16 protein-coding genes and 1 pseudogene are annotated in these 21,033 nt (G+C 73.8%); 11 read left to right on the plus strand and 6 right to left on the minus strand.

From position 1 onward, the window contains the following. Positions 1-133 precede the first annotated feature (133 nt). From aspS to ACWEFJ_RS22105, 4 genes are all read left to right on the plus strand, one after another. Positions 134-1,915, plus strand: coding sequence for an aspartate--tRNA ligase (gene aspS, locus ACWEFJ_RS22090; protein ID WP_449714869.1), 1,782 nt, complete (start codon positions 134-136; stop codon positions 1,913-1,915). Positions 1,916-1,930: 15 nt separating this feature from the next. Next, on the plus strand, positions 1,931-2,872 hold the full coding sequence (locus tag ACWEFJ_RS22095) for a DUF389 domain-containing protein (protein WP_449714870.1): 942 nt from the start codon (positions 1,931-1,933) through the stop codon (positions 2,870-2,872). Between the two features lie 113 nt (positions 2,873-2,985). Further along, positions 2,986-4,185: a hypothetical protein gene (locus tag ACWEFJ_RS22100; RefSeq protein WP_378094849.1), complete on the plus strand. Its 1,200-nt coding sequence runs from the start codon at positions 2,986-2,988 to the stop codon at positions 4,183-4,185. Positions 4,186-4,237: 52 nt separating this feature from the next. After that, positions 4,238-5,065, plus strand: a complete 828-nt coding sequence (locus tag ACWEFJ_RS22105) for an SGNH/GDSL hydrolase family protein (RefSeq protein WP_449714871.1) — start codon at positions 4,238-4,240, stop codon at positions 5,063-5,065. A 3-nt stretch (positions 5,066-5,068) separates the two neighbouring features. Here the strand turns inward: ACWEFJ_RS22105 and ACWEFJ_RS22110 are convergent, their stop codons facing one another. The 5 genes from ACWEFJ_RS22110 to ACWEFJ_RS22130 all read right to left on the minus strand — a co-directional run bounded on the left by ACWEFJ_RS22110 (position 5,069) and on the right by ACWEFJ_RS22130 (position 12,467). After that, positions 5,069-6,868, minus strand: coding sequence for an ArnT family glycosyltransferase (locus ACWEFJ_RS22110; protein WP_449714872.1), 1,800 nt, complete (start codon positions 6,866-6,868; stop codon positions 5,069-5,071). A 29-nt stretch (positions 6,869-6,897) separates the two neighbouring features. Beyond that, complete coding sequence (locus ACWEFJ_RS22115; protein ID WP_378094855.1) at positions 6,898-8,106, minus strand: glycosyltransferase; 1,209 nt, start codon at positions 8,104-8,106, stop codon at positions 6,898-6,900. A gap of 38 nt (positions 8,107-8,144) precedes the next feature. After that, entirely contained in the window at positions 8,145-9,935 is a 1,791-nt protein-coding gene (locus tag ACWEFJ_RS22120) for an ArnT family glycosyltransferase (protein ID WP_449714873.1), read from the minus strand. A 191-nt stretch (positions 9,936-10,126) separates the two neighbouring features. Continuing rightward, entirely contained in the window at positions 10,127-11,524 is a 1,398-nt protein-coding gene (locus tag ACWEFJ_RS22125) for a sensor histidine kinase (RefSeq protein ID WP_378094859.1), read from the minus strand. 202 nt (positions 11,525-11,726) lie between these two features. Further along, positions 11,727-12,467: a response regulator transcription factor gene (locus ACWEFJ_RS22130; protein ID WP_378094861.1), complete on the minus strand. Its 741-nt coding sequence runs from the start codon at positions 12,465-12,467 to the stop codon at positions 11,727-11,729. Positions 12,468-12,612: 145 nt separating this feature from the next. On the opposite strand from ACWEFJ_RS22130, the gene ACWEFJ_RS22135 reads away from it, so the two are divergent. The 4 genes and pseudogenes from ACWEFJ_RS22135 to mug form a co-directional block, all read left to right on the plus strand. Then, positions 12,613-13,236, plus strand: coding sequence for a hypothetical protein (locus ACWEFJ_RS22135; RefSeq protein WP_449714874.1), 624 nt, complete (start codon positions 12,613-12,615; stop codon positions 13,234-13,236). An 11-nt stretch (positions 13,237-13,247) separates the two neighbouring features. Then, positions 13,248-13,886, plus strand: coding sequence for a copper resistance CopC family protein (locus ACWEFJ_RS22140; RefSeq protein WP_378094865.1), 639 nt, complete (start codon positions 13,248-13,250; stop codon positions 13,884-13,886). Positions 13,887-13,913: 27 nt separating this feature from the next. Then, a complete protein-coding gene (locus tag ACWEFJ_RS22145) occupies positions 13,914-15,761 on the plus strand; it encodes a bifunctional metallophosphatase/5'-nucleotidase (RefSeq protein ID WP_378094867.1) in 1,848 nt (615 codons plus the stop codon). Further along, a pseudogene (gene mug / locus ACWEFJ_RS22150) lies at positions 15,758-16,264 on the plus strand (G/U mismatch-specific DNA glycosylase); the annotation flags it as partial. The gene ACWEFJ_RS22145 and the pseudogene mug, both read left to right, overlap by 4 nt. A gap of 111 nt (positions 16,265-16,375) precedes the next feature. Here the strand turns inward: mug and ACWEFJ_RS22155 are convergent. Continuing rightward, a complete protein-coding gene (locus ACWEFJ_RS22155) occupies positions 16,376-17,092 on the minus strand; it encodes a DUF742 domain-containing protein (protein ID WP_449714875.1) in 717 nt (238 codons plus the stop codon). Positions 17,093-17,213: 121 nt separating this feature from the next. On the opposite strand from ACWEFJ_RS22155, the gene ACWEFJ_RS22160 reads away from it, so the two are divergent. The 3 genes from ACWEFJ_RS22160 (at position 17,214) to ACWEFJ_RS22170 (ending at position 21,001) form a co-directional block, all read left to right on the plus strand. Continuing rightward, positions 17,214-17,435 carry an RNA-binding S4 domain-containing protein gene (locus ACWEFJ_RS22160; RefSeq protein WP_449714876.1) on the plus strand — a complete coding sequence of 74 codons (222 nt, stop codon included), beginning with the start codon at positions 17,214-17,216 and terminating at the stop codon, positions 17,433-17,435. Between the two features lie 975 nt (positions 17,436-18,410). Continuing rightward, positions 18,411-19,889 carry a sugar transferase gene (locus ACWEFJ_RS22165; RefSeq protein WP_449714877.1) on the plus strand — a complete coding sequence of 493 codons (1,479 nt, stop codon included), beginning with the start codon at positions 18,411-18,413 and terminating at the stop codon, positions 19,887-19,889. A 47-nt stretch (positions 19,890-19,936) separates the two neighbouring features. Then, positions 19,937-21,001: a Gfo/Idh/MocA family protein gene (locus tag ACWEFJ_RS22170; RefSeq protein ID WP_378095559.1), complete on the plus strand. Its 1,065-nt coding sequence runs from the start codon at positions 19,937-19,939 to the stop codon at positions 20,999-21,001. Positions 21,002-21,033: the final 32 nt, after the last annotated feature.

Consider the following 21,033-nt stretch of genomic DNA (forward strand, 5'->3'; position numbering starts at 1 on the left):
CGTTCACCAGGGGCGGCGCGCCGCCGTCGGGAAACCTGGTGGCGTCGCCCACCACGCGGTTGGCTAGCCTTGACGACCAGTCGTCAGTCGAGCCGACCCCAGAAGAGTCGAAACACCGAGGAGAGCAGTTCCCGTGATGCGCACGCACGAGGCCGGGAAGCTCCGCGCCGAGCACGCCGGGCAGTCCGTCACCCTGACCGGGTGGGTGGCCCGCAGGCGCGATCACGGTGGCGTGATCTTCATCGACTTCCGGGACGCCTCCGGCGTGGCGCAGGTCGTCTTCCGCGAGGGCGAGATGGCCGAACGCGCGCACCGGCTGCGCTCGGAGTTCGTGCTCAAGGTCGTCGGCGAGGTGACCCGCCGCCCCGAGGGCAGCGAGAACCCCGACCTGCCCACGGGCGAGATCGAGGTCTACGCGAGCGAGTTCGAGGTGCTCAACGAGTCCGCGCCGCTGCCGTTCCAGCTCGACGAGCACCTGGAGGTCGGCGAGGAGGCCCGCCTCAAGCACCGCTACCTCGACCTGCGCCGCACCGGCCCGGCCAAGGCCATGCGGCTGCGCAGCGAGGCCAACCGGATCGCCCGCGAGGTGCTGCACGCCGAGGACTTCGTCGAGGTCGAGACCCCGACCCTGACCCGCTCCACGCCGGAGGGCGCGCGCGACTTCCTGGTGCCCGCCCGCCTGCGCCCCGGCTCCTGGTACGCGCTGCCCCAGTCGCCGCAGCTGTTCAAGCAGTTGCTGATGGTCGGCGGCCTGGAGCGGTACTACCAGATCGCCCGCTGCTACCGCGACGAGGACTTCCGCGCCGACCGGCAGCCCGAGTTCACCCAGCTCGACATCGAGATGAGCTTCGTCGAGCAGGACGACGTGATCGCCCTCGGCGAGAAGATCATCTCCGCGCTGTGGCGGGAGCTGGCCGACCACGACATCCCGCGGCCGTTCCGCCGCATCTCCTACGCCGAGGCGATGGCCAAGTACGGCACGGACAAGCCGGACCTGCGCTTCGACCTGGAGCTGACCGAGCTGACCGAGTACTTCAAGGACACCCCCTTCCGGGTGTTCCAGGCCCCCTACGTGGGCGCGGTCGTCATGCCGGGCGGCGCGTCGCAGCCCCGCCGCACGCTCGACGCGTGGCAGGAGTGGGCCAAGCAGCGCGGCGCGAAGGGCCTGGCGTACGTGCTGGTCCAGGACGACGGCACGCTCGGCGGCCCGGTCGCCAAGAACCTCTCCGACGCCGAGCGCGACGGCCTCGCCAAGGCCGTCGGCGCGAACCCCGGCGACTGCGTGTTCTTCGGCGCGGGCGACCCGGACGGCGCGCGGGCGCTGCTCGGCGCGGCCCGGGTGGAGATCGCGCACCGGGTCGGCCTCATCGACCCCAACGCCTGGTCGTTCGTGTGGGTCGTGGACTTCCCGATGTTCGAGGCGGTCGACAAGATCGGCGACGACGTCGCGGTCGGCAGCGGCAAGTGGACCGCGCTGCACCACGCGTTCACCTCGCCGACGCCGGACTGGATCGACCGGTTCGAGGAGGACCCGGGCAACGCCCTGGCCTACGCCTACGACATCGTCTGCAACGGCAACGAGATCGGCGGCGGCTCGATCCGTATCCACCGCGCCGACGTGCAGCAGCGCGCGTTCCAGGTCATGGGCATCACGCCCGAGGAGGCGCAGGAAAAGTTCGGCTTCCTGCTCGACGCCTTCAAGTACGGCGCGCCGCCGCACGGCGGCATCGCGTTCGGCTGGGACCGGATCGCCATGCTGCTCGGCGGGTACGACTCGATCCGCGAGGTGATCGCGTTCCCGAAGAGCGGCGGCGGCTACGACCCGCTGACCGCCGCGCCCGCGCCGATCACCGCCCAGCAGCGCAAGGAGGCGGGCGTGGACTTCAAGCCCGCGCCCGACAAGACGGCCCGCTGACGCGTCGCCGCCACCGTGCTGCACTTGCGGGCGCTCTGCCCGGCGGAGCGCACCGAGGCGGTGCTGGCCGCGCTGGCGCGGCACCCCGGCGTGACGCACGTCGTGCTGTTGCGCGGCGCGGCCGTCGACCCGCCGGGTGACGTGGTCGAGGCCGACGTCGCCCGGGAGGCCACCGACGCCGTGGTGGCCTCCCTGTGCGACCTCGGCGTGGACCGGGACGGCGGCGTCACGCTGGTGCAGGTCGACACCGCCCTGTCCGACGCCGCCGACCGCGCCGAGGAGGCCGCGCCCGGCGACGGCGCGGACGCGGTGGTGTGGGAGGAGCTGCTGGCCCGCACCGGCGAGGAGTCCCGGCTCAACGTCACGTTCCTGGCGTTCCTGACCATCGCGTGCCTGCTCACGGCGGTGGCCGTGGTCACCGACTCGCCGGTCACGCTGGTCGGCGCGATGGTCGTCGGCCCGGAGTTCGGCCCGCTCGCGGCCATCTCGGTGGGCCTGGTGCTGCGGCGCTGGGACCTGGTGCGGCGGGCGGTCCTCGCGCTGGCCGCCGGGTTCCCCGCCGCGATGGTGGTCACCGCGCTGGGCGCCTGGCTCGGGTCGCGCACCGGCCTGTTCGACCCCGACCTCGCGCTGGCCGGGCACGAGCTGGACTTCGTCTTCGAGGTCGGGCCGTTCTCGTTGATCGTGGCGCTGCTCGCGGGCGCGGCCGGGATGCTGTCGATGACGTCGGCCAAGTCCGCGGCGCTCGTCGGGGTGTTCATTTCGGTCACCACGGTGCCCGCCGCCGGCTACGCCGCGGTCGCCGCCGTTCTCGGCCAGTGGGACATATGCCTCCAGTCGATTGCACAACTGGCGGTGAACCTGGTCGGCGTCGTGGCGGCCGCGTCGCTGGTCCTGGCGTTGCGCAACCGCCGCGGGCAGCCCCGTGACCTCGGTCGACCGCTGGCCGGCGGTTGACCGCGCGTCGATTTCGACAAAAGGTGTTACCCGGTGGGTCCGTGAGCACTACCGTCACGGTGCCCGGACGGCTTCTGTCAGGACGGTGCGCACCGGGAGTAGGGTCGGAGGGGATGAGCGTGGAGATCACCGCCGGCCCGCAGGACATCGACGACGCCGCCCCCTCCGAGCTGGACGAGGCGGTGGCGGCGGCCCAGTCGGTGTTGAGCAGCAGGTTCGGCGCGCCGGTGCGACTGGCCGACCCCGAGGACCTCGGGGGCGCGGGCCGGTCGGTGGTCGCGCGCGTCCGGGTGGCCCACACGCCGTTCTCGCTGCCGCGCACGCTGGTGGTCAAGCGCTACCCGTCGCCGGTGGCCGACCGCGACCCGTTCGCGCACGAGGCGGTGAGCCACAAGCTGCTCACCGCGCTGCCGTCCGAGGAGCGCCTCACCCCCGAGCTGGTCGCGCAGGACAACGCCAAGCGGCTGGTCGTGCTGGAGGACCTGGGCAAGGCCCCGCGGCTCGCGGAGAAGCTGCTGGGCTCCGACGCGCGGGCCGCCGAACGGGGTCTGCTGTCGTGGGCGCACGCCATGGGCCGGTTGCACGCGACCACGGCCGGGCGCGACGCGGACTTCGACGCGCTGATGCGCCGCCAGGGCAGCCAGTGCTGCGCCGACCCGATCGTGGTCGACGTGCACACCGCGCTGGCCGGTCTGCCGGACCTGCTGGTTGAAACGTTGGAAGTGGACACGCCCGAGTCCGTGCGCGCGTTCGCCGACCAGGCCGTCCGCGGGTTCGTCACGTCCCGCCGGCGGGCGTTCAGCCCGTCCACGTCGTGCCCGGACAACCACCTCGTGACCAGCAAGGGCGTCCGGTTCCTCGACTTCGAGGGCGGGTGCGTGCGCGACATCGTGTTCGACGCGGCGTGCCTGCGGGTGCCGTTCCCGTCGTGCTGGTGCGCCTACGGGCTGCCGGCGGGCATGTCGGAGGCGATGATCGCGGCGTGGCGGGCCGAGGTGTCCTCGGTGTGGCCGGACCTGGACGACGACGCGGTGTTCCTGCCCCGGCTGCTGGAGGCGCAGCTGCTGTGGGTGTGGCTGGGCACGTGGCGGGGGCTGCCGGGGTTGGACTCGGCGCTGCCGTCCGGCCACCGGCCGCTGGACTCGCCGCCGCGCGTGGTCGTGCTGACCGCGCGGTGGGTGCGGCTGCGGGCGGACGCCGTGGCGCTGGGCGCGAAGCACGTCGCCGCGCACGCCGAGGACGTGATCTCCGCGCTGGTGGCCCGGTACGGCGCGCGGGCCGCGGAACTGCCGCTGTACCCGGCATTCCGGTAGCGTTCCGCTGTTCGTCCCCGGGGCGTCACGTGGCTGCGCGATGGTCTTCGGTGTGGCCAAGACGGTGCACAGCCTGGTGGTCCTGGGGGACTCGACGACGGTGGGCGTGGGCGATCCCGTGCCCGGTGGGTGGCGGGGCGTCGGCCCGCTGCTCGCGGCGGCGATGCCGCACGCGCGGTACCTGAACGTCTCCGTCACCGGCGCGCGGGTGACGTCGGTGCGGCACGGGCAGCTGCCCCGGGCCCTGGCCGCCCGGCCCGACGCGGCCGTGCTGCTGGTGGGCATGAACGACACGCTGCGCTCGGACTTCGACGCCCGGCGGCTGCACGCCGACCTGGACGCGGTCGTGGGGGCGCTGGTGTCGGCCGGGGCCGTCGTCGTCACGGTGCGGTTCCACGACCACAGCCGGGTGTTCCGGCTGCCGGGCGCGTTGCGGCGGGCGCTGCGGGCGCGGATCGCCGAGCTGAACGGCGTCATCGACGCGGTCGTGCGGCGGCACGGCGTGCAGTGCGTCGACCTGGACCTGTTGGACGGCGCCTACGCCCCGGAGACGTGGGCGGTGGACCGGCTGCACCCCTCGGAGTCCGGGCACCGGCGGCTGGCGGCGGCGTTCGCGGCGCGGTTGGCGCAGGGCGGCTGCGAGGTGCCGGGGCGGGTGTCGCCGGTCTGCACGGGCGGCCTGAAGGTGACGCCGCTGCACCACGTCGGCTGGTTGGTGGTGAAGGGGATCCCGTGGCTGTGGCGGCGGGGCCGCGACCTGGTCCCCTACGCGGCCGCCGTGATGTACCGCTCGTGGGCGGGCCACCCGGAGCCGCCCCCGTCGTGCGTCGTGGACCCCGCCGGGACGGAGGCGGTGGCCGTGCCGACCACCGCCCCGTGACCGTCAGCCGAGCCGGTAGACGGTCCACCCGTCGATCGTCCGGGCCTGGTAGTTGGCCGCGACCCACTCGCCGATCGCGTCCTCGCCGCGCATGCCCCCGCCCATGCCGCCGGTGACGAAGTAGCCGACCCGGCCGTCCCCCACGTACTGCCGGAACTCCTCCAGCGTGGGCGCGGGGTCGCCGCCGCTCCAGCCGCCGATCCCGATCACCGCCCTGCCCGAGGCCAGCGACAGCTCGGCCGCGCCCTGCGCGCTCACCGTCGCCGCCGCCCACGTGCCGGTGGTGGCCCTGAGCAGCCCGACCAGCTCGTCGGACGTCACCGCGCCCATCGGCCCGCCGCCCATCCCGCCGTCACCCGCGTACGAGGCGGGGCCGGACATCGGGATGGAACCGGCGTGCGGCGTGGCGGCGGTCGCCACGCCGAAGGCCGCGGTGGGCAGCACGGACGTGACCAGCGCGAGCGCGGCCACCCGGCGCACGCCCATCACGATCGCCGTGGCCACCAGCACGGTCAGCGCCGCCACCACCCAGCGCAGCGCGGGCAGCCAGTCGCCGAACCGCTGGAGCAGCGCGAAACCCCAGAACCCGGCGGCGGCCACCATCGCCGCCAGCGCCACGCGCGCCGGCAGGTGCCGGCGGCCCCGCCACAGCTCCCGGCCGGCGATGCCGACGAGCGCGGCGACGCCCGGCGCGACGGCGACGGTGTAGTAGGGGTGCGTGATCCCGGTCATGAAGCTGAACACGACGCCGTTGCCGAGCACCCACAGCAGCCACAGGACCAGCGCGGCGCGGGTGCGGTCGGTGCGCGGCAGCTTGCGAGTGAACCACAGCCCCGCCACCGCCCCGACGAGCGCGGCGGCCAGCAGCCACGAGATCTCGCCGCCCATGCTCGCGCCGAACAACCGGCCCGGGCCGGTCTCGCCGCCGAAGCCGATGTTCGCGTTGCCGCCGCCCGCGACGGCGCCGCGCCCGCCGCCGAAGATCCGGCCGAGGCCGTTGTAGCCCATGGCCAGCTCCCACAACGAGTCGTTCGCCGACCCGCCGATGTACGGGCGGGACTCCTTCGGCCACAGCTCGACCAGCGCGATGAACCACCCGGCGGACACCACCACCGCGAGGCCCGCGCCGAGCAGGTGCAGCAGCCGCCTGGGCAGCGACGTCGGCGCGGCCAGGAGGTAGGCGGCGGCGAACGCGGGCAGCACCAGCAGCGCCTGCCCCATCTTGGCGAGGAACGCGAACCCGATCGCCACGCCCGCCAGCGCGAGCCACCGCGCGGACGCCCGCTCCAGCGCCCGCACGGTGCAGTACGCGCCGGCGACCATCAACAGCACCAGCAACGCGTCCGGCAGGTTGAACCGGAACATCAGCACGGCGACCGGCGTCACCGCGAGCGCCGCGCCCGCCAGCAGCCCGGCCACCGCGCCGGACGTGCGCTTCACCGTGGCGTACAGCAGCCAGACGGCCAGCACGCCCTCGACGGCCTGCGGCGCGAGCACGGTCCAGCTCGAGAACCCGAAGACCCGCGCGAACAGCCCGCTCACCCACAGCGCGGCGGGCGGCTTGTCGACCGTGATCACCCCGCCGGCGTCGAGCCCGCCGAACAGCCACGCGGTCCAGCTCTGCGCGCCGGCCTGGGTGGCGGCGGCGTAGTAGCCGTTGCCCCAACCGGACGCGGTGAGGTTCCACAGGTACAGCACGGCCGTGCCGACGAGCAGCACGACCAGCGCGGGCGTGGTCCGGTTCCGGCCCGACGGTGGTGCGGCCGCGGTGGGCGCGGACGCCGTCGGCGTTGCGGTCGTCATGGAAGGGGTCCCCAGGGTCGGCGAGGTGGTCATGAGGTGGCCTCCGCGGCGCGGCGCGGCCGGAAGACCCAGTTGCGCAGCAACAGGAAGCGCAGCACGGTGGCGAGCAGGTTGGCCCCGACGACCGCGACCAGCTCGGCCGGGCCGCCGGGCGCGGCGACCAGGTGCAGCAGCGCGAGCGAGCCGCTGGTCAGCGCGAGACCCAGGCCGAAGACCAGCAGGCCCTCGAACTGGTGGCGGCCCGCGCCGCGCCGGCCCCGCACGCCGAACGTGAACCGCCGGTTGGCCGCGGTGTTGGCGATCGCGGTGGCCAGCAGCGCCACCAGGTTCGCGCCCTGCGCGCCCAGCCCGCCGCGCAACGACACGAACAGCAGCAGGTAGGCGAGCGTGCTGATCACGCCGACGGCGGCGAACCGGACGAGCTGCCGGAACAGCCCGGCGGGCACGCCCGGCGTGCGCGGCTCCAGCGGTTCCCGCCCGAGCTGGGCCCGCAGCTCGCCGACCGGGATGCGCCCCGTCACCAGCCCGCGCGCGACCCGGGCGACGCCCTTGAGGTCCGCCACGGCGGTCGAGACGATGTCCACCCGGCTGTCCGGGTCGTCCACCCAGTCCACCGGCACCTCGTGGATCCGCGCGCCGGCCCGCTCGGCGAGCACCAGCAGCTCGGTGTCGAAGAACCAGCCGGTGTCCTCGACGTGCGGCAGCAGCCGCCGGGCGACGTCGGCCCGGATCGCCTTGAACCCGCACTGCGCGTCGGTGAACCGGGTCGCGAGCGCGCCGTGCAGGATCAGGTTGTAGCAGCGGGAGATGAACTCGCGCTTCGGCCCGCGCACGACCCGCGCGCCGCGGGCCAGCCGGCTGCCGATCGCGAGGTCGGAGTGGCCGGAGGTCAACGACGCCACCAGCGGCGCGAGCGCGGCCAGGTCGGTGGACAGGTCGACGTCCATGTACGCCAGCACGGCGGCGTCCGACGCGCCCCACACCGCTTTCAGCGCCCGGCCGCGCCCCTTCTCGGCCAGGTGCACCGCGGTGACGCCGGGCAGCTCGCGGGTCAGCGCGTCGGCGACCGCGCGCGTGCCGTCCGTGCTGGCGTTGTTCGCGATGGTGATCCGGAACGGGTAGGGGAAGGTGCGGGTCAGGTCGGCGTGCAGCGCGCGCACGCAGGGCGCGAGGTCGCGCTCCTCGTTGTGCACGGGTACCACCACGTCGAGCACCGTGGTCGTCGTGAGCGTGGTCATGGCCTCACCCTCGGGGGCGTGGCTGGGCGGCTCGTGTGTCATCGCTGTGCGCCCGCTGTGAGGTCGTAGACGTCCACGCCGTCCACGGTTCGCTCCGGGAACGTGTCCGAGACCCACTCGGCGATCCGCTGCGCCGCGTCGCTGCCCGTCTCGGCGGGCATCAGCGCGCCGCCGAGGAAGTAGTGGATCCGTCCACTCCGGACCAGCTCCTGGAACTCGGCCGGCGTCGGCGCGGGATCGGTGCCGTTGAACCCGCCGACGGCCATGACCGGCGCGCCGCTGCCGAGCTGGTAGCCCGCCGCGTTGTTCGAGCCGACGGCCGCCGCCGCCCAGGTGAAGCCCTCGCTGTCGCGCAGCAGCGCCACCAGCTCCTCGCCGGGTGTGGGCGCGTTGAGCAGGCCGCCCATCCCGCCGGCGCGGACGACGTTGTTCGCGGCGCCGCCCGGACCCGTGAGCACCAGCCCGCCGGGACGGCCGCCCCACGCCGGTCCGGCGCTGGGGATCGCGCCGGAGTGCGGTGTCGCGGCGGTGGCCACGGAGTACGCGCCCGGCCCGAGCAGCGCCGCGACGACCGCGACCGGCACCACGGCGGCGGCGGGCACGGTGGCGGCCAGGAACAGCCCCACCGCGCCGACCAGGCCCAGGAGCAGCACGGCCACGGCCAGCGCGGTGGACCAGTCGAGCAGGAGCAGGTAGCACTGGAGCGCGGTCACGGCCAACGCGCCGGACAGGGCCGCCGCCGCGACGGGCTCGTGCCGCCTGCGCCACAACGCGACCGCGCCGATGCCGATCAGCGCGCCGATGGCCGGTGCGAGCGCCACCGTGTAGTAGGCGTGGATGATGCCGTTCATGTAGCTGAACACCGCGGCGGTGACCACGAGCCAGCCGCCCCACAGCGCGAGGCCGACCCGTTCGGCGCGGCGTGCCGCCCACCAGCCGGCGGCCGTCAGCACCAGCGCGGTCGGCAGCAGCCAGGCGATCTGGCTGCCCATCTCCGCGCCCAGCAGCCGGCTCCACCCGGCCGACCCCCAGCCGCCACCGCCGACGCTGCCGATCTCCTCGCCGGTCAATCGGCCGAGCCCGTTGTAGCCCAGCGCCAGCTCCAGCACGCTGTCCGACTGCGACCCGCCGATGTGGGGGCGCGACCCGGCGGGCGCCAGCTCCACCGCGAGCACCCACCAGCCGCCCGCGACGACCACCGCCCCCAGCGCCGCGCCCAGGTGCCACACCTTCCGCGACCACGCGGCGGGCGCGAATGCCAGGTACACCAGCCCGAACGCGGGCAGCACCAGGAACGCCTGGAGCATCTTGGCCAGGAACGCGAACCCGACCGCCGCGCCGGCGAGCACCAGCCACCGCACCGACGCCGCCTCGGTGGCCCGGACCGTGCCGTACGCGCCGGCCACGAGCAGCAGCACCATCAGCGCGTCGGGGTTGTTGAACCGGAACATCAGCACCGCCACCGGCGTCAGCGCCAGCACCGCGCCCGCGATCAGGCCGGCGGCCTCGCCGGCCGTGCGCTTGACGGTGGCGTGCAGCAGGGCGACGCTCGCCACGCCCATGAGCGCCTGCGGCACCAGGATGCTCCAGGCGTTGACGCCGAACAGCCGGGCGGACAGCCCCATGACCCAGGTCGCCGCGGGTGTCTTGTCGATGGTGATGGAGCCGGCCGGGTCGGTGGCCCCGAAGAACCAGGCGTGCCAGCTCTCCGCGCCGGCCTGGGCGGCGGCGGAGTAGTAGGCGTTGGCCCAACCGGAGTCGCCCAACCGCCACAGGTACAGCACCGCCGTCCCGGCCGACAACAGCAACAGGGGTAGTCGCGCTCGCATGGGGTCGAGCGTGTCGGCGGATGCTGGGCGGTCCTTGTGGCGCGGCTGTGAGCCGGCTGTGCGTGATCACGCCCGGGTCGGTGAGGAGGGTGTGGTCGGTCGGGCGGTGGTGAGGGGGTGTTCGTGGTCGGGCGGTGGTGAGGGGTGTGGGCGGTTGGGTGGTGGTCGGCCGGCGGTGAGGGATGCAGGGGTCAGGCGGCGGTGAGGCGGCGCGGCAGGCGGACGGTGAACGTGGTGCGGCCCGGACGGCTCGCCAGCCGCACGGACCCGTCGTGCGAGGCCACCACGGCGGCCACGATGGACAGGCCCAGGCCGGTGCTCCCCGCCGCCCGCGACCGCGACGTGTCGCCCCGGCTGAACCGCTCGAACACCTCGGCCTGCAACCCGGCCGGGATGCCGGGGCCGTCGTCGCTCACGGACACGCGCACCCCGTCCTCCACGGTGGACAGCGTGGTGGTGACCGTGGTGCCGGGCGGGGTGTGCGTGCGGGCGTTGGACAGCAGGTTCGCCAGCACCTGGTGCAGCTTGTCCGCGTCACCGGTCACCTGCACCGCCTCCGGCGGCAGCTCCAGCCGCCACTCGTGGTCCGGCCCGGCGATCCGGGCGTCGCTCACCGTGTCCACCACCAACCGCGACAGGTCGACCGGCTCGCGCGCCAGGGGACGGCCGGCGTCCAGCCGGGCCAGCAGCAAAAGGTCCTCCACCAACGACGTCATCCGCACCGCCTCGGACTCGACCCGCCGCATGGCGTGCCCGATCCGCGGCGGCACGTCGTCGGACGTGCGGCGGGTCAGCTCGGCGTAGCCCCGGATCGCGGCCAGGGGGGTGCGCAGCTCGTGGCTCGCGTCGGCGACGAACTGCCGGACCCGCGTCTCGTTGGCGTGCCGGGCCGCCAGCGCGTTGCCGACGTGCCCGATCATCCGGTTCAGCGCGAGGCCGACCCGGCCCACCTCGGTGTCGGGGTCGGCGTACTCGTCGGGCACCCGTTCGGCCAGCGCCACCTCGCCCTCGTGCAGCGGCAGCTCGGCGACCCGGCTCGCGGTCGCGGCCACCCGCTCCAGCGGGCGCAGCGTCCGGCGCACGATCAGCGCGCCGGCCAGGCTCACCGCGACCAGCCCGGCCAGCGCCACGCCGCCGACGATCCACCCCATCCGCGCCACCGTGGCCTCGACGTCGGCCATCGGCAGGCCGGTGATCACCTTCGCGCCGAACGGCGTGGTGGTCGCGAGCATCCGGTAGTCGTCCAGCTCGTCGCCCAGCCACACCGTGCGCGGCCGGCCGTCCGCGGGCACGGCCTCGGCCAGCCGGGTCACGTCGGTCGACAGCCTCATCCGGTCGCCGGTGCCCGGGATGATCCGCTCGGCGTTGGTGCCGCCGTCGTCGTGCTTGATCAGCACCAGCGTGCCGGGCCCGAACCCCGGTCCGTCCAGCGGGTTGGCGAACCCGCCCGGCATCGGCGGCGGCACGTCGCGCCCCACCTTCGCGGCGGCGTCGACCAGGTCGTCGTCCAGCCTCGCGACCAGGGTGTCGCGCAGCGCGAAGCCGGTCGCCACGCCGATGATCGCGCACACCACGGCCAGCAGGACCACCTGGGCGGCGACGAGCTTGGTCCGCAGCGGCCAGTTCCGGGCCCCCGACGGGCGCTCGGGGCGCGGGTTCGAGTGCCCGGGACGCGGGATTGAGGTCTGGGGACGCGGGTTCGAGGGCTCGGAACGTGGGTTCGGGGGCTCGGGGCGCGGGTTCGGGGGCTCGGGATGGGTGTTCGGGGGCTCGGGACGGGGGTTCGGGGGCTCAGGACGCGGGTTTGAGGACATAGCCCGCGCCCCGCATCGTGTGGATCATGGGTGCTCGACCGACGTCGATCTTCTTGCGCAGGTACGAGATGTACAGCTCGACGATGTTGGCCTGCCCGCCGAAGTCGTAGCTCCACACCCGGTCCAGGATCTGCGCCTTCGACAGCACCCGCTTGGGGTTGCGCATGAGGAACCGCAGCAGCTCGAACTCCGTCGCGGTGAGGTCGATCGACGTGCCGCCGCGCCGGACCTCGCGCGTCTCCTCGTCCAGCACCAGGTCGCCGACCACCAGCTCGGTGCCCGCGCCCGCCTCGGTCACGCCGGTGCGGCGCAACAGGCCGCGCAGCCGCAGCACGACCTCCTCCAGGCTGAACGGCTTGGTCACGTAGTCGTCGCCACCGGCGGTGAGCCCGGCGATCCGGTCCTCGACCGCGTCCTTGGCGGTGAGGAACAGCACCGGCAGCGCGGGCACGTCCGCCCGCATCCGGCGCAGCACCTCCAGCCCGTCGAAGTCGGGCAGCATCACGTCCAGCACCACCACGTCCGGGCGGAACTCGCGGGCGGTCCGGACGGCGGACGCGCCGTCCAGCGCGGTGCGGACGTCCCAGCGCTCCATCCGCAGCGCCATGGACATCAGCTCGGCCAGGGTGGACTCGTCGTCCACCACCAGCACGCGCACCGGGCTGCCGTCCGGGCGGCGGAGTTCAGGGGAGGTCCTCGAAGCGGGCACCGGTCGCATGCTGCCATCCTGGGTCAGGCACATGAGCCGGACCTGTGCCGATCCTGTGTACCGGCTGTGAGGTCGTCCGGCGCGTGACGCACGCACAGGCCGTGCCCAAGGGCCGCACAGCCGGCTCACAGGCTGGGCCGCGACCGTGGTCGCCATGACTACCGAAACCGAGCAGCACCCGACGTGGGGTGAAGACCCGCCGCCGCAGGCCGCCGCCGCGGGACCGGGCTGGAACGGCCGCAAGACGCTCGTCGCGGTCGCGATCGCGGTCGGCATCGCCGCCGTCGGCGGGGGTGTCATCTACGCCGCGAGCAACTCGGACGCGGCCCAGGGCATGCGCGGGCCGGGCGGGTACGGCATGCGCGGCGGCCCCGGGTTGATGATCGTGGGCGGGCCGTTCGGCGACACGCAGCACGGCGAGTTCCAGAACGGCGAGGTGACCGAGGTCGACGGCTCGTCCATCACGGTCAAGAGCACCGACGGGTTCAGCGCCACGTACCGGATCGACGGGGACACGCAGGTCAACGGCGGCCAAGGCGACGTGGACGACATCGAGCGGGGCGACGTGGTGACCGTGGTCGCGTCCGAGGAGGCCGACGGCGGGTCGACCGCGGACAGCATCATGAAGGGCGACGTCATGCGGGGCGGGCCGCAGCAGAAGCGGCTCGACGGGCAGCCGCCCGGCGGCGGGCAGCGGTCGCCGGACGAGCCGGGTGACGGGCAGCGGTCGCCGGACGAGCCGGGTGACGGGCAGCAGGACACCCCGCCGACCCGGTAGAACTATCCGGTATGACCCGACTGGCGCTCTCGGCACTGCTCGCGACCCTGGTCCTGCTCGGCGTGGCGCCCCCGGCGTCCGCGCACACCGAACTGCTGTCGAGCGACCCGGCGAGCGGCGCGTCGCTGCCGCAGCGGCCGGTTCGGCTCACGCTGACGTTCACCGAACCGGTGCCCGCCGAGAGCGCCACGGTCGCGGTCACGGCCGCCGACGGCAGCGCCTGGCCGACGGGCGAGGTCACGGCCCAGGGCGCGACGCTCACCGTGCCGCTGCTCGAGAGCACGACGCCGGCCGGGCCGCACACGGTGTCGTGGTCGGTCGAGTCGCTGGACGGCGACTTCGTCAAGGGCACGTTCGCGTTCACCGTGACCGCGCCCCCGCCCGCCGCCACCTCCGCCCCGCCGGCGGCGACCTCGGCGAACCCGCCGGCGCCGGCGACCACCTCGGTCACCGCCACCGCGGCCACGATCACCGCCGTGGCCACCGGCACGTCCGCACCGGCCGCGACCTCCGGTCCGGACGACGACGGCGGCGTGCCCCTGTGGGTCTGGGTCCTGGTGGTGGCGGTCCTGGCGGTGGCCGGCATCGCGGTCGGCGTGGCGCTGAGCCGGCGGGCGAAGCGGGAGGACGGGGAAAAGCCGACCGCGTAGCCGACGATCACTCGTTACCGTCGGCCCATGACCCGATCTCCTCGCCGGACCCTGCTCGCGGGCGGCGGCGCGGCCGTGCTCGCCGCCGCCGGGTTCCGCCCGACGGCCCGTGCGACCCCGGACGACCCGGCCCGCGCCGCGGACGACCGGGTCCGGGCAACCCCGGACGACCGGGCCGGCGGGCGGCGGTTCACCCTCACCGTCCTCGGCACCACGGACCTGCACGGCAACGTCTTCAACTGGGACTACTACGCCGACCGGGAGTACGACGACCCGGCGCACGACGACATCGGGCTGGCGAAGCTGTCCACGCTGGTGAAGGCGGTCCGGCAGGAGCGCGGCGCGCACCGGACCCTGCTCATCGACGCCGGCGACACGATCCAGGGCACCCCGCTGGCCTACTACTACGCCAAGGTGGAACCGATCGGCCGCCGCCGCGTGCACCCGATGGCCGTGGCGATGAACGAGCTGGGCTACGACGCCGCCGCGCTCGGCAACCACGAGTTCAACTACGGCATCCCCCTGCTGCGGGCGTTCGAGAAGCAGCTCGACTTCCCGCTGCTCGCCGCGAACGCGATCGACGCGGCCTCCGGCGAGCCCGCGTTCCGCCCGTACGTGGTCAAGACCGTGTGGCGCACCGGCACGGCCCCGCTGCGCGTGGGCATCCTCGGCCTGACCAACCCCGGCATCGCCATCTGGGACAAGGCGCACGTGGACGGCCGGATGACGTTCCCCGGTGTGCTGGAGCAGGCCCGGAAGTGGGTGCCGCGGGTGCGGGCGGCGGGCGCGGACCTGGTGGTGGTCGCGGCGCACTCCGGCGCGGACCTGTCGTCGTCGTTGGGCGACCTGCTGCCGTTCCCGGAGAACTGCTCGGCGCTGGTCGCCGAGCAGGTGCCCGGCATCGACGCGATCCTGGTCGGCCACGCGCACGCCGAGATCGCGCAGCGGCACGTGACCAACGAGGCCACCGGCGCGCGGGTGCTGCTCACCGAGCCGCTGTTCTGGGGCAAGCGGCTGAGCCTGATGGAGTTCGACCTGGTGTGGACGGCGGGGCGCGGGTGGCGGGCCGAGGCGTCCCGCGCGCAGGTGCTCAACACCAACACCGTGCCCGAGGACCCGGTGGTCGTGCGGCGGCTGCGCGCCGACCACGAGGAGGTCGTGGCCTACGTCAACTCCCGGATCGGCACGTCGAAGGCCGCGATGTCGGCGGCGACGGCCCGGTACGAGGACACCGCGGTGCTCGACTTCGTCAACCGGGTGCAGGGCGAGGCGTTGCGGGCCGGGTTGGCGGGGGAGGGCGGAGAACTGCCGGTGTTGTCGCTGGCGTCGCCGTTCACCAAGGCGGCGGCGATCCCGGCGGGCGACGTGTCGGTGCGGGATGTGGCGGGGTTGTACGTCTACGACAACACGCTGGTCGGCGTGCGGCTGACCGGGGCGCAGCTCAAGGACTACCTGGAGCGGTCGGCGGGGTACTTCAAGGCGGTGACGACCCCTGGACCCCACCCGCCGGACGCGGTGACCAACGCCGACGACGTCCCCGACTACCTCTACGACGTCGCGGCCGGCCTCGACGCGCCGCTGACCTACGACATCGACCTCGCCCGTCCGGTCGGGCAGCGGATCACCGGGCTCGCCTACGACGGCGTGCCGGTGGCGGCGGAGCAGGCGTTCGCCGTGGCGGTGAACAACTACCGGCAGTCGGGCGGCGGCAACTTCCCGCACGTCTCGACCGCGCCGGTGCTGCACGACCGGCAGGCGGAGATCCGGCAGCTCATCATCGACTGGGTGCGGGAGCGCGGCGAGCTGGACCCGGCCTCGTTCCACCGGGTCGACTGGCGGTTGGTCGTGGACGGCGTCCCGGTGGTGGTCGGATGAGCGGGGTCCTGCCGGACGTGGTCGGGCCGGGGCTGCGGGTGCTGTTCTGCGGGATCAACCCCGGCCTGATGTCGGCGGCGAAGGGGCAGCACTTCGCCCGGCCGGGCAACCGGTTCTGGCCGGCGCTGCACCTGTCCGGGTTCACGCCCCGGTTGCTGGCGCCGGCCGAGCAGGAGGAGCTGCTCCGGTACGGGCTGGGGATCACGAACCTGGTCGCGCGGCCGACGGCGCGGGCGGACGAGCTGACGCCCGAGGAGCTGCGCGAGGGCGGGGCGAGGTTGACCCGGGTGGCGCGGCGGTACCGGCCGGAGGTGGTGGCGGTCGTGGGGGTGACGGCGTACCGGGCGGCGTTCGGGCGCAAGGCGGCGGTGATCGGTCCGCAGGAGGAGGCCATCGGGCCGTCGCGGCTGTGGGTGTTGCCGAATCCGAGCGGGCTCAACGCGCACTACCGGTTGGCGGAGTTGGCGGAGGTGTTCGGGCGGTTGCGGGCGGAGGTGACGTCGGGTTCGGAGGTCACGTCGGGTTCGGAGGTCACGTCGGGTGTGGGGGGCGCGTCGGGTTCGGCGGGTGCGTCGGGTTCGGACGGCACGTCGGGTTCGGGCGGTGCGTCGGGTTCAGAGGTTGCGCAGGCCGACTAGGACCCGTTCCAGCAGGGACAGGTCCGGGCCGGTGGGGGCGGTGGCGTTGTCGTGCACCGCGATGACGCCCATGGAGATGAGGTCGCCCAGCACGACCCGGGCCACGCCCAGCGGCACGGCCAGCAGGGCCGACACCTCGGCGACCGACCGGGGGTAGGTGGCGCACAGCTCGACGATCGAGCGCTGCTCGGCGGTGGTGTCGCGCATGGCGACCGCGATGCCGCTCTCCTCCAGGGAGATCAACGTCTCGAGCCGCAGGTCGTAGTCGGACGCCGTGCGGCCGCCCGTCCACGCGTAGGGGCGGACCAGCGGGCCGGAGAACTCCACGGCCGGCTCCGGGTCGGGTTCGCGGTCGCGGACGGGGACGACCGGCATCGGCGGCGGCTCGAAGTGGAGGTCGCGGTCGAACGGCGCGGTCTCCTCCAGCAGGTCGTCCGGCTGCTCCTCCAGGCTGCGGCGCAGGGCCGCCGAGCCGAACCGGGCACCCGTCGCGCCGACCTCGCCGCGCGACTCGTTGCGGGACGACCTCCGCCGTCGGGGCGTCTTCGGCACCGCCGTAGGCTCGTCCTCGAGGCTGCGGCGCAGCGCGGGGGATCCGAAGCGGGCACCCGTCGTGCCGACCTCCCCGCGCAGGGACCGGCGGCGTCTGCGCTCGCCGCCGGTCGGCTCCGGGTCTGAGCTGCCTGTGCTCACATTCCGGGAACCGTAGACGGAACCGGGTCCGGGTGATGTCGGGCGTGTTTCGACCTCGTGCAATCCTCGTTAACCGCCACGCGAGTAGGTCCGTCCGGGTGACGAGGAGGATGATGGGACGATGCGCATCCGCGAGGTCGGCATCTCCGACGACATGATCAGGTTGGGCCAGTTCCTCAAGCTGGCGGGCTTGGCGGACAACGGCGCGCACGCCCGTGAGCTGGTCGAGTCCGATGAGGTGACGGTGAACGGCCGGCTGGAGAGCCGGCGGGGCGCGCAGTTGCACGACGGGGACGTGGTCGCGGTTGGTGACGAGAAGGCGCGTGTGGTTACCGGTCGTTAGCGTCGGCCGGTGTGGGGGTGGGGGTGGGGGTGTGGGTGTGGGTGGGGATGGGTGTGGGGGCAAAAGATCAAGAGCGTCCTCGCCGGACGGGCAGATCAGCAGGATGACGGGGTGGGTGGTGAAGCCCCGGTTGCGTCGTTGGTCGGGTTTCGTGTCATCCCGCCGACCTCCACGAGGGCTACCGCACGCGTCAAGGGGGCCGTTCCAGCGCAAGGTGCGGGTAGGGCTGGAAGTGCCCCCTTGACACGCGCGGTAGGGCTGCGCCAGGTCGGCGGGATGACACGGAACCCTGTTCGGGCAGGCGTGCCCGGACGTGGGGCGGCCGGCGGGTGTCGGTAGGGGCGGGCGTGGGGGAGGGCAGGTTTGCCCGTGCGGGTCGGGTTGGAGGCAGCGGGTGGCCGCACGGGTGCGTGCGGTGGTGGGTGATGTCCGACACGGGTGGTTCGGGGGCATTGTGGGGGGCGAAAGTGGTGGGGATCACGCCGGGCGGTAAATGTCGGAGTCCCGGCGGTCCGGGTGGTCCTGGCGTTGCGCCGAATAGATGCTGGCACTCTGTGAATGGGTGATCGCTGGCCGCCACGGTGCGGTCGGGGCGGGGGCTTTTCCGGCGGTATTCCGCACGTGTTTCGACCCGCGTCGAAAACCGGCTGTAACGGAAGTTGTCCCAGATTCGATGGACCTGGCCACGAGTGCGTGGACCACAGTGGACGGCCGTCGGGGGAAGGGCTTTCCGGGCTGGTCGCGGTAACCCGAAGTCACCTGGTTGCCCTGTTGAGTGTCCGCCGGGTGGTGGGGCGAGGAATGGCCGGCGGACGAACTTCACTGTCCGTGTAACGCGCGAAGCGGGCGGGACGAATGACGGTTTGGCCGGGTGAGAAATCACCGGCCGCAAATCTGTCGTACACCACGCGGGTCCGTCGGGGATGCCCTGCGAACGTGCACGTCCGAACCGGCCCAACCCGGGGGAGTTCCACGATGAGCGAGCAGGTCCAGCCAACGCGACGCAGACCGGTCGCGGCGGTCGGCACCACCCATCGCACGACCAGCCCCACCGTCGGGAGCTGGGAACCCGCCTACCGCTACGGCGTGATCGCCGCCGACGTGCTGTGCACGGTCGCGGTCGTGGTGCTCGCCGGGTTCTTCCTGCCGGGGCACGTGTCGTTCGCGCCGCTGCCGTACTTCGTGCTGGAGGCGATCACCGTCGTGGTGGTCGTCGGGTCGTTGTTCCTCAACCGGGTGTGGAACCCGGCGGTGCTGGGGCAGGGCGCGGAGGAGTTCCGGCGGCTCGGGCGCGGTGTGTTCGGGTCCGTGGTGGCGCTCGGGTTGGGGGCGCTCGCGGCCGGGTTGCCCGGCGCCCGGCTCTGGGTGTTCGTGGTGGGGCCGGCCATCGCGCTGGTCGCGTTCCCGGTCCGCTACCTGCTGCGCCGCCCGCTGCACCGGGCCCGGGGCGAGGGGCGTTGCCTGCTGCCGGTGCTCGCGGCGGGGAACCTCGACACCGTCACCGACCTGATCAAGCGCACCCGTCGCGCGCCGCACCTCGGCTGGCGCGTGGACGCGGTGTGCACGGTGGACGGCCGCGCCGAGATCGGCGTGGAGCTGGAGGGCGTGCCGGTGGTCGGCCGGTTCGGGGAGCTGGGGGAGCAGGTCCGGCGCGGCGGGTACCGGATCGTCGCGGTCACGGCCGACGCCTACTGGACGCCGCGCCGGCTCCAGCAGCTCGCCTGGGACCTGGAGGGCACCGGCACCGAGATGGTCGTCGCGCCCGCCCTCATGGACTTCGCCGGGCCGCGGCTGCACGTGACCGGTGTGCTGGGGATGCCGTTGCTGCGGGTGAGCGAACCGTCGTTCACCGGCTTCCGCCGCGTGGTCAAGACCGCGGTGGACAAGATCGGCTCGTTGCTGCTCGTCGGCCTGCTGAGCCCGGTGCTGCTGGCCGTCGCGGTGGCGATCATGGTCGACACCCGCGGCCCGGTGCTCTACCGGCAGCGCCGGGTCGGCAAGGACGGCGTGCCGTTCACCATCCTGAAGTTCCGCACCATGGTCACCAACGCCGACGCGCTGCGGGCGCGGCTCCAGGCGGTGAACGAGGGCGCGGGCGTGCTGTTCAAGATGCGGCGCGACCCCCGGGTGACCGCGGTCGGCCGGTTCCTCCGGCGGTACTCGCTGGACGAGCTGCCGCAGCTGTTCAACGTCCTCGGCGGCTCGATGTCGCTGGTCGGACCGCGACCGCCGTTGCCGGAGGAGAGCGCGAGGTACGGCCCCGACATGCGCCGCCGGCTGCTGGTCAAGCCGGGCCTGACCGGGTTGTGGCAGGTGTCCGGGCGCAGCGACCTGTCGTGGGAGGAGTCTGTGCGGCTCGACCTGCGGTACGTCGAGGAGTGGTCGCTCGCCCTCGACGCGTTGATCTTGTGGAAGACCTTCCGCGCCGTGTTCGGCGGCCAGGGGGCCTACTGATGACCCGCCGGGGCACGTCGGCCGGCGGCGACAAGAGGGGGAACGAGATGGACCAGCCGATCGGCATCGCCGTCATCGGCGCGGGCTACTGGGGTCCGAACCTGGTGCGCAACGCGCAGGCCACGCCGGGGCTGAAGCTGCGGTACCTGTGCGACCTGGACGTGGAGCGGGCCCGGCGGGTGCTGGGCGACTACTCCACCGTGCGGGTCTCCGGTTCGCTGGACGACGTGCTCGCCGACCCGGCGGTCGACGCGGTCGCGATCGCGACCCCGGCCGCCACGCACCTGCCGGTCGCGCTGGCCGCGCTGCGGGCGGGCAAGCACGTGCTGGTGGAGAAGCCCCTGGCGGCGAACTACGCCGACGGCCTGGAACTCGTCCGCGAGGCCGAGAGCCGGGGCCTGACGCTGATGCTCGACCACACCTTCGTGTACACGCCGACCGTGCAGCACCTGCGGCACCTGGTCCGCGCCGGCGAGATCGGGACCGTGCAGTACCTCGACTCGGTGCGGGTCAACCTCGGCCTGGTGCAGCCGGACGTGGACGTGTTCTGGGACCTCGCGCCGCACGACCTGTCGATCTTCGACGCGATCCTGCCCGACGGCGTGCGGGTGGCCCGCGTCGCCGCGCACGGCTCGGACCCGATCGGCGCGGGCCGCGCGTGCGTCGGCCACCTGACGCTGGAGCTGTCCGACGGCGTGCTGGCCCACGTGCACGTGAACTGGCTGTCGCCGACCAAGATCCGCACCATGATCGTCGGCGGCTCGCGCCGCACGGTCGTGTGGGACGACCTGAACGCCGTGCAGCGCCTGTCCGTCCACGACCGGGGCGCGGACCGCATCGAGGACGACGAGGACCGCCGCCAGGCGATCATCTCCTACCGGCGCGGCGACACCGTGGCCCCCGCGCTGCCGGAGAAGGAGGCGCTGCGCGGCGTGATGGCCGAGTTCGCGGCCTCGATCACCGAGAAGCGCGCGCCGCTCACCGACGGGTGGTCCGGCCTGCGGGTGCTGGCCACCCTCGAAGCCGCCTCGGCCAGCCTCGCCGCGGGCGGCGAGTTCGTCACCGTGCCGCGGGTGGACCAGCCGGAACTCGTCCGGCTCGCCTCCGCGTGACCCACAGCCAGAGCAGGGAAGGAACAAGCACC

It is taken from the genome of Actinosynnema sp. NPDC004786, assembly GCF_053601135.1.